At 65.6% G+C, this 7263-nt stretch carries 10 protein-coding genes; 4 read left to right on the forward strand and 6 right to left on the reverse strand.

The window, feature by feature from the left end; translation table 11 throughout:
- Positions 1-27: 27 nt before the first annotated feature.
- Positions 28-399 (forward strand): VOC family protein, encoded by a 372-nt coding sequence (locus AB0M74_RS29795; protein ID WP_366529619.1) that lies wholly within the window; start codon positions 28-30, stop codon positions 397-399.
- Positions 400-421: 22 nt separating this feature from the next.
- Here the strand turns inward: AB0M74_RS29795 and AB0M74_RS29800 are convergent, their stop codons facing one another.
- Together AB0M74_RS29800 and AB0M74_RS29805 are read right to left on the reverse strand one after the other, a co-directional pair.
- Positions 422-1270, reverse strand: a complete 849-nt coding sequence (locus tag AB0M74_RS29800; RefSeq protein ID WP_366529628.1) for a tetratricopeptide repeat protein — start codon at positions 1268-1270, stop codon at positions 422-424.
- A gap of 61 nt (positions 1271-1331) precedes the next feature.
- Positions 1332-1709 (reverse strand): DUF3817 domain-containing protein, encoded by a 378-nt coding sequence (locus AB0M74_RS29805; protein WP_366529620.1) that lies wholly within the window; start codon positions 1707-1709, stop codon positions 1332-1334.
- Between the two features lie 28 nt (positions 1710-1737).
- On the opposite strand from AB0M74_RS29805, the gene AB0M74_RS29810 reads away from it, so the two are divergent.
- On the forward strand, positions 1738-1941 hold the full coding sequence (locus tag AB0M74_RS29810; RefSeq protein ID WP_366529621.1) for a hypothetical protein: 204 nt from the start codon (positions 1738-1740) through the stop codon (positions 1939-1941).
- A 28-nt stretch (positions 1942-1969) separates the two neighbouring features.
- On the opposite strand, the gene AB0M74_RS29815 is transcribed toward AB0M74_RS29810, so the two are convergent.
- Positions 1970-3148, reverse strand: coding sequence for an acetyl-CoA C-acetyltransferase (locus AB0M74_RS29815; RefSeq protein ID WP_366529622.1), 1179 nt, complete (start codon positions 3146-3148; stop codon positions 1970-1972).
- Between the two features lie 323 nt (positions 3149-3471).
- Here AB0M74_RS29815 and mce point away from each other — a divergent pair, with 323 nt between their 5' ends.
- The gene (mce, locus tag AB0M74_RS29820; protein WP_366529629.1) at positions 3472-3933 is read left to right on the forward strand and encodes a methylmalonyl-CoA epimerase; all 462 of its coding nucleotides are present in this window, start codon (positions 3472-3474) and stop codon (positions 3931-3933) included.
- 86 nt (positions 3934-4019) lie between these two features.
- Positions 4020-5021 (forward strand): hypothetical protein, encoded by a 1002-nt coding sequence (locus AB0M74_RS29825; protein WP_366529623.1) that lies wholly within the window; start codon positions 4020-4022, stop codon positions 5019-5021.
- Between the two features lie 154 nt (positions 5022-5175).
- On the opposite strand, the gene AB0M74_RS29830 is transcribed toward AB0M74_RS29825, so the two are convergent.
- From AB0M74_RS29830 to AB0M74_RS29840, 3 genes are all read right to left on the reverse strand, one after another.
- Positions 5176-5478, reverse strand: a complete 303-nt coding sequence (locus tag AB0M74_RS29830; protein WP_366529624.1) for an ATP/GTP-binding protein — start codon at positions 5476-5478, stop codon at positions 5176-5178.
- A 78-nt stretch (positions 5479-5556) separates the two neighbouring features.
- Complete coding sequence (nucS, locus tag AB0M74_RS29835; protein ID WP_366529625.1) at positions 5557-6243, reverse strand: endonuclease NucS; 687 nt, start codon at positions 6241-6243, stop codon at positions 5557-5559.
- A 57-nt stretch (positions 6244-6300) separates the two neighbouring features.
- Entirely contained in the window at positions 6301-7029 is a 729-nt protein-coding gene (locus AB0M74_RS29840) for a rhomboid-like protein (protein ID WP_366529626.1), read from the reverse strand.
- Positions 7030-7263: the final 234 nt, after the last annotated feature.

Here is a 7263-nt window from a genome sequence, read left to right on the forward strand (position 1 = left end):
CAATTATCGAAATGAATGGAATGCGTCATGGCAGTTCGCAACACCTTCGCCCGCATCTACGTCGATGATCTCGACACCGCCCTGCCCACCTTCACCGCACTGACCGGCGCGCAGCCAAATCTGCGCTTCGCCTATCGCGAGGTGGAGCTGGCCGGAATCGGCGACTTCCTCCTGGTCGCCGGCACCCCGGAGAGCCTGGCTCCCTACCGCAATGTGCAGGCCACCACCATCGTCGACACTCTCGAGGAAGTCCTCGCGGTGGTCGAGCGGGAGGGCGGGCAGACACTCGACGGACCCAACGACGTCCCGACCGGGCGCAATCTGACGGTGCGGCACCCGGGCGGTGCGATCGTCGAGTACGTCGAGTTCGATGTGAGCAAAGTCGAGGCGCTGGCCTGAGCGCACCCGGCCGAGGGCACGCTCAGTACAGCGCGGCGGCCAGCTTCCTGCGGGAAGCGACAACGGCCGGATCGGCCGGATCGAAAAGCTCGAACAGTTCCAGCAGGTGGGTGCGAACCTGTGTCCTCTCATCACCGACGGTCCGCTTGATCAGCGCGATCAGCCGATCGAATGCCGCCTCGGGCTGCTGGTTGAACAGTTCGAGGTCGGCGGCGTCGAGCGCGGCGCCGACATCGGCCGGGTCGGAATCCGCGGTCGCGATCGCCGAGGGCGAAATGTTCTGGGCACGACCGAGGAACCGCAGCTGACGCAGCGCGCTCTTGGCCTCTTCGTTGTTCGGCTCTGCGGCGATGATGGCCTCGTAGGCGGCCTCCGCACCTGCCATGTCACCCTGGTCCAGCGCCGTCTCCGCGGCAGCGAAACGGGGATCCTCGGCGGGCTGCCCTTCGGCGGGCTCGGCGCCGAGCTTGCCGGCCACCGCGTCGATGACCGCGTTCAGCCACTGCCGAACCTGCGGTTGCGGCTGTGCGCCTTGGAAGTCCGCGAGCGGCTGGCCGCCGGCGACCGCGATCACCGTCGGAATGCCCTGCACTCCGAAGGCCTGCGCGATCCGCATGTTGGCCTCGGCCTCGACGGTGGCCAAAGCCCAGGTGCCGCCGTCTTCGACGACAAGCCGCTCGAGCAGTTTGACCAACTCGACGCTGCCGGGGCTGCGCTGCGAGTACAGCGCGACTACCACCGGCACCGCGATCGAGCGGCGCAACACCTTCGTCTCGAAATCCGTCTCGTTCACCGCGTAGTCGCCACCTGGCGCACCGGCCGCACCGGCAGGGGGTTGCTTCAGGCTGGACAGATCGACCGCACCGGACATAGCGGCGGCGACGGCGGGCGAAGGACGGCGGGCAGCTGGTCGAGTCACGGTTTCCAGTTTGTCACGGCGTGACGGATGCGGGAGCCCCGGACTCGACCGACGCCGTGTTGCTCAGCTCACCCAGCTGACCTGTGCGCACCGCCCACACCTCGAAAAGGACCGTGCAGAACGGCGGAATGCTCGACAGCAGCGCAAGCACCGAGGTCTTGACGGTCCAACCCAGCTCACGAGCCGCGACGATCGTCGCGATCACGAACAGCACGAAGATGATGCCGTGCGTCATCCCGAACACCTTCACCGGCCACAGGACCGGCTCAGGGAGGCGCTTGAACACCATGCCGACGATCAGGAAAGCCCAGGAGATCGCCTCCAGCACGGCGATGAAGCGGAAGCGTTTGGCCACGGTGCTCAGGTCGAAGAAATTGCCCATGGCCACCATTGTGCCGGACTGCTACGACGGTCCGTAGTTGAACCCGTCACACCATGGCGGTGCGGACCATGCCCGACTTCGCGATTACCGGATCGAGAACCCGCCCGCGGATCGGATCCGCAGGCACCAGGTCCGCGTGCAGCGCGCGAAAATGACGCTGCTGTGGGATGTGCTCGCCTGCCTGACAAACCTGCGCTTCGCCATCGCCGCCGCAGGCGTGTTGATCAGGGCGAGCGCCTGATCAACACACCACATCCGGTATCGGTCCGCTAAACCTTGATGATCAGGGCGTCACCCTGACCGCCGCCACCGCACAGCGCGGCAGCGCCGATGCCACCACCACGGCGCTTCAGCTCCAGCGCCAAGTGCAGCAAGATCCGCGCGCCGGACATGCCGAGCGGGTGACCGATCGCGATCGCACCACCGTTGACGTTGACCTTCTCCGGGTCGATACCGAGCTTGCGGGTCGAGGCGATGCCCACCGCCGCGAAGGCCTCGTTGATCTCGACCAGATCCAGCTCCGCGGGCGAAATACCTTCGCGCGCACAAGCCTTGGCGATCGCATTGGCAGGCTGGTCCTGCAATGTCGAGTCGGGACCCGCCACCACGCCTGCGGCGCCGATCTCGGCGATCCAGCTCAGCCCGAGCGACTCGGCCTTGGCCTTGCTCATCACCACGACGGCGGCCGCACCGTCGGAGATCTGCGAGGCGGTGCCCGCGGTGATGGTGCCGTCCTTGCGGAAGGCCGGACGCAGCTTGGCAAGCGACTCCGCGGTGGTGTCCGCGCGAATGCCCTCATCCACGGAGACCAGCACCGGGTCACCCTTGCGCTGCGGCACCGCGACCGGAACGACCTCCGCGTCGAAAAGCCCGTTCTTCCACGCCGCCGCGGCACGCTGGTGCGAGGCGGCAGCGAACACGTCCTGGTCCGCGCGGCTGATCGGCTCGGTGTCGTTGCGCTGTTCGGTCAGCGCACCCATGGGCTGGTCGGTGAAGATGTCGTAGAGGCCGTCGTAGGCCATGTGATCGCGCAGCGCCACATCACCGTATTTGAAGCCCTCCCTGCTCTTTTCGAGCAAGTGCGGCGCCTGACTCATCGACTCCTGGCCACCGGCGACGACGATCTCGTACTCGCCCGCCCTGATCAGCTGGTCGGCAAGCGCGATCGCGTTGATGCCCGACAGGCACACCTTGTTCAGGGTCAGCGCGGGCACGTCCATCGGAATGCCGCCGGCCACCGCCGCCTGCCGCGCCGGGATCTGGCCCGTGCCCGCGGTGAGCACCTGGCCCATGATCACGTAGTCGACCTGCTCCGGCGCGACGCCACCCTTCTCCAGTGCCGCCTTGATCGCGAAGCCGCCCAGGTCGGACCCGCTGAAGTCCTTCAGCCCTCCGAGCAGCCGGCCGACCGGGGTACGCGCACCGGAGATGATCACGGAAGTGGTCACGACGAGCCCTCTTTTCCTCACAGCAGCATTCTTGGATCGCCAACGGCCGCGCCCGGGCGTGGCGTCACGTCTCGTACTCAACGGTAGCTTGTCCGTCCGAGTCGACCCCTGCCAGGTAGGCGGTGGCTTCGCCCACGCTCGACCGAGCGCGGGGCGACCAACCGACGCCGTCCGGCGGTGTCTCACCAGGCGGTGCTTTCGCCGGTATCGGCATGCCGTCCAACCGCACCGACCGGGCAGTGTGCTCGGCCGAGCACAGAACTATCGATGGTCTCGCTCCGGCCGTGTCGGGCAGACGCTACGTTCGAGTGGTGAGCAACGTTATGGATCCTTCGAGCTTCATTCCCGGCGACTACGTCATCGCCGTCGATCACGTCGGCATCGCAGTGCCCGATCTCGACGTCGCGATTGCCTGGTATGCCGACAATCTCGGCATGATCGAGACCCATCGCGAGGTCAACGAGAGCCAAGGCGTGCACGAGGCGATGCTGTCGCTGCCCGGCGCACCGGACAGCGCGACTGCCCTGCAGTTGCTGGCGCCGCTGAATGACGACTCGACCATCGCGAAGTTCATCGACCGCAGCGGACCGGGCCTGCAGCAACTCGCCTACCGTGTCACCGACATCGATGCGGTGTCGACCTATCTGCGTGAGCGAGGTCTGCGTTTGCTGTACGAGGCGCCGCGGCACGGAACCGCCGATTCCCGCATCAATTTCATCCACCCGAAGGATGCTGGCGGTGTGCTGATCGAGTTGGTCGAACCCAACGCGAATGTTACGCACTAGTATCAAGATCGGGCCCGAAAATCTCTTCAGAATCACATTCGCGGTCGAGTCACCATGATGTCTCGCTAGGCTGTAGTTTGTTGGCCATGTCGTCACCTGAGTCCGATCGCAATCGCTTCGTTGCGCTCCCTTTCACCGTTGTGCGCAAGGGCTATGCGCAAGACGAGGTACGCAACTACTTCGACCGCTTCGATGCAGAGCTGAGAGTCACCGCCACTGACCGGGATGCTGCTGCGGCACAAGCCCGTAACCTCGCGAGCCAGCTGGAGGACGCGCGGGACGAGATCGACGAGCTCCGCAAGGAGGTCGACCGCCTCTCGGTTCCGCCGACCACCGCGGAAGGCATGTCCGACCGCATCTCCCGCATGCTCCGACTGGCCTCCGACGAGGCCTCCGAAGTCCGCGCCCTGGCGCAGGCCGAGGCTGCGGAAATGGTGTCGATCGCGGAGCAGCAAGCCACCGAAATGCGTGGCAAGTACGAGTCGTTGCTTGCCGAGACCAAGGAAAAGCGCGAAGCACTCGAGATCGAGTTCGAGCAGACCCTGGCCAACGCGCGTACCGAGTCCGCCAAGATCATCGAAGCCGCTCAGGCCGAGGCCGACCGCCTCGGCAAGGAAGCCGACGCCAAGCGCAAGGCGACCCAGCAGGACTTCGAGGTCACCATGGCCGAGCGTCGTACCAAGCTCACCCGCGCCATGGAGGAGCTCGAGGCCACCAGCCGCGCCGAGGCCGCACAGCGGATCAAGGACGCGACCGACGAGTCCAACCGTCTGATCACCTCCGCCACCCAGACCTCCGAGCGCAAGATCGCGCACGCGAAGGAACTGGCCGAGGAGATGCGCGTGCTGCGTGGCCGGGTGCTCGCCCAGCTGCTCGGCATCCGCGGCCAGCTCGACTCGGTGCCCGCCATGCTTGCTGCGGTCAACCGGGAAAGCGAACTGCTGGACGGAGTTCCGGACCAGCGCAAGTCGATCGGCGGCAACACCAAGTCGGTCACGGGCTCACGCGCCAAGGCGATCCCCGAGGTCTCCACCGAGGACGACGACATCGTCGACGAAGAGCGCGAGAACGCCGACATCACGCACTGACGTCGGGCCACGCGGCGACACGCGGTACCCACCGAAATTCACACTGAAGGCCGCCCCGACCGGGGCGGCCTTCCTAATTCTCCCCACTGCGCGTATTCGGGCGGTATCGATCGATCCGGTGTCTGTGGGCAAGCATGTTCGGCCGCACAGGCATTCACGACCAACGACGGGTTATCCTGCGCGTCTGACGGCCGTTCCAGCAACCCCGATGCCAGTGCCTGCGATCGTCCTCACCACCATAGGCGGGCCAGGCGACGATATGGGCTACGCCGGGGGCGATTTCGTGATCACAGCCCGGACAGCGATATGTCTTGATTGCCCGACTGCCCGGGATGGTCCGGACGGTGTAGAGGTCATCACTGTCCGGTCCCGGCTCGGTACTTCCGAAGACGTCGCCGAGCCCACCGCCCGCAGGAGGACCCGCTCGACGGTCGGTACGAGGCTTCCGACGCGGCATCCACCAAGCCTAAGCCTCGACCGAACGCACTCTGTGTCGCCATCTGGATCGATCGGAGACACCAGTCGGCTATCGAACTCAGAAGAGGCGGAATTCGTTGCTCTCGGTGCCGCGTAGGGCGTTGTAATCGAGGATCAGGCATCGGATTCCGCGGTCCTCGGCGAGCGTACGGGCCTGCGGCTTGATCTGCTGCGCCGCGTAGACCCCCGCGACCGGGGCGAGCAGCGGGTCACGATTGAGCAATTCGAGGTATCGGGTGAGCTGTTCGACACCGTCGATCTCGCCGCGACGTTTGATCTCCACCGCCACGGTGGCGCCGTCGGCATCCCGGCACAGCAGATCCACTGGCCCGATGGCCGTCATGTACTCGCGGCGGATGAGCGTATAGCCGGGACCGAGCGTCTGCACGTGCTCGGCGAGCAACTCCTGCAGATGCGCCTCCACACCGTCTTTCACCAGTCCAGGATCGACGCCGAGCTCGTGCGAGGAGTCGTGCTCGATGTCCTCGATAGTTATCCGCAATTCTTCCCCCGCCTTATTGGTGACGACCCACAGCGCCTTCGCGCCGTCGGGCAACTCGTCACCGCTGCGTTCTTCCAGCCAGCACGGCGGGCTCATCCAGTTCAGCGGCTTATACGAGCCGCCGTCGGAATGCACGAGAACCGAACCGTCCGCTTTCATCAGCAGCAACCGGCGGGCCATTGCGAGATGGGCGGTGAGTCGCCCCACATAGTCGACCTGACAGCGAGCAATCACTAGGCGCACCCAAGCACTGTAGGCGAGTGTCCGCTCTCCGCTGCCGCCAGCCCAGCGCGCCGCCGGTCAGCCCATGAGCATGATGGCTGCGAGCAGCACGCTCACAGCGAGCAGAGCCGATTCGACCCTGGTGAGCCTGCGAGTGGATGTCGCATTGGCCCGAATCATGCCGAATCCCACGGCCGTGCCGATGCAGCACGACAGTAGATGACCGACGCTGGTGAAGGTCCGCTCGATCAGGACGCCCTCTGAGGCGATCATGAACCAGGTGGTGGCCCAGGCGATCCGCCAGCGGTGCGGGACCGCCACGACGAGGGCGCCGATCAGTGCCATTGCCCCGTAGCTGACGCCGACATCTTCCGCCCAGCGGATGCTCGCGGGCACCCAGCCGACGTCGATGGCGATCCAGAGCCCTGCCGCGACGAGCAGCGTGGCCCCGACGTGCCCGGCCAGGAAGACGCGCACCACGTGCACCGCGCCGAAGCGCAACTCGGCAAGGGCGAGCAGGCAGCCGAGCAAGGGAATGATGGCCCAGGCCGCATTCACATCACCGATCACCAGGGCGCTCGAAAAGAGGGTGCCGACGTGCCCGTTCAGCAGATTGTGGAGGTTGGTGCTCGCGTGCAGCACCATCTTCGACCGGGCCGAATCGCTCAGCACCGAAAAAATCGACGTGACGATGACGAGCGCAGCGAGATAGCCGGCCGTCGCGGGCAATCGCGGCCACGAACGAGACCGGCTCGGTATACCGGGATCACTGAGCGCCCGGTCGGCCGTTGTCGTCGCCACGACCATGAGCACCTCCGTGTTTCTCGGCTTGTCCGTCCCACCGACAATATCCGTTTACTTTCATGATCGCTGCCGGTGATCTACTTACATTGGCTATTCCCTGCGAGATTGCTGCGAAACCATTTCGCCGTGTGTATCTCGTCACAAACGACGAAAGCCCCCGACCGAAGTCGGGGGCTCTCGCGAATGATGTTCCGGCGGTGTCCTACTCTCCCACACCCTGTCGAGTGCAGTACCATC

Source organism: Nocardia sp. NPDC051463, from assembly GCF_040681975.1.
GTDB lineage: Bacteria > Actinomycetota > Actinomycetes > Mycobacteriales > Mycobacteriaceae > Nocardia.

Coding starts and splice junctions, on each gene's coding strand:
- AB0M74_RS29795 (WP_366529619.1), top strand. CDS start 28: ATGGCAGTTCGCAACACCTTCGCCCGCATCTACGTCGATGATCTCGAC.
- AB0M74_RS29800 (WP_366529628.1), bottom strand. CDS start 1,270: ATGTCCGGTGCGGTCGATCTGTCCAGCCTGAAGCAACCCCCTGCCGGT.
- AB0M74_RS29805 (WP_366529620.1), bottom strand. CDS start 1,709: ATGGTGGCCATGGGCAATTTCTTCGACCTGAGCACCGTGGCCAAACGC.
- mce (WP_366529629.1), top strand. CDS start 3,472: ATGGATCCTTCGAGCTTCATTCCCGGCGACTACGTCATCGCCGTCGAT.
- AB0M74_RS29825 (WP_366529623.1), top strand. CDS start 4,020: ATGTCGTCACCTGAGTCCGATCGCAATCGCTTCGTTGCGCTCCCTTTC.
- AB0M74_RS29830 (WP_366529624.1), bottom strand. CDS start 5,478: ATGCCGCGTCGGAAGCCTCGTACCGACCGTCGAGCGGGTCCTCCTGCG.
- AB0M74_RS29840 (WP_366529626.1), bottom strand. CDS start 7,029: ATGGTCGTGGCGACGACAACGGCCGACCGGGCGCTCAGTGATCCCGGT.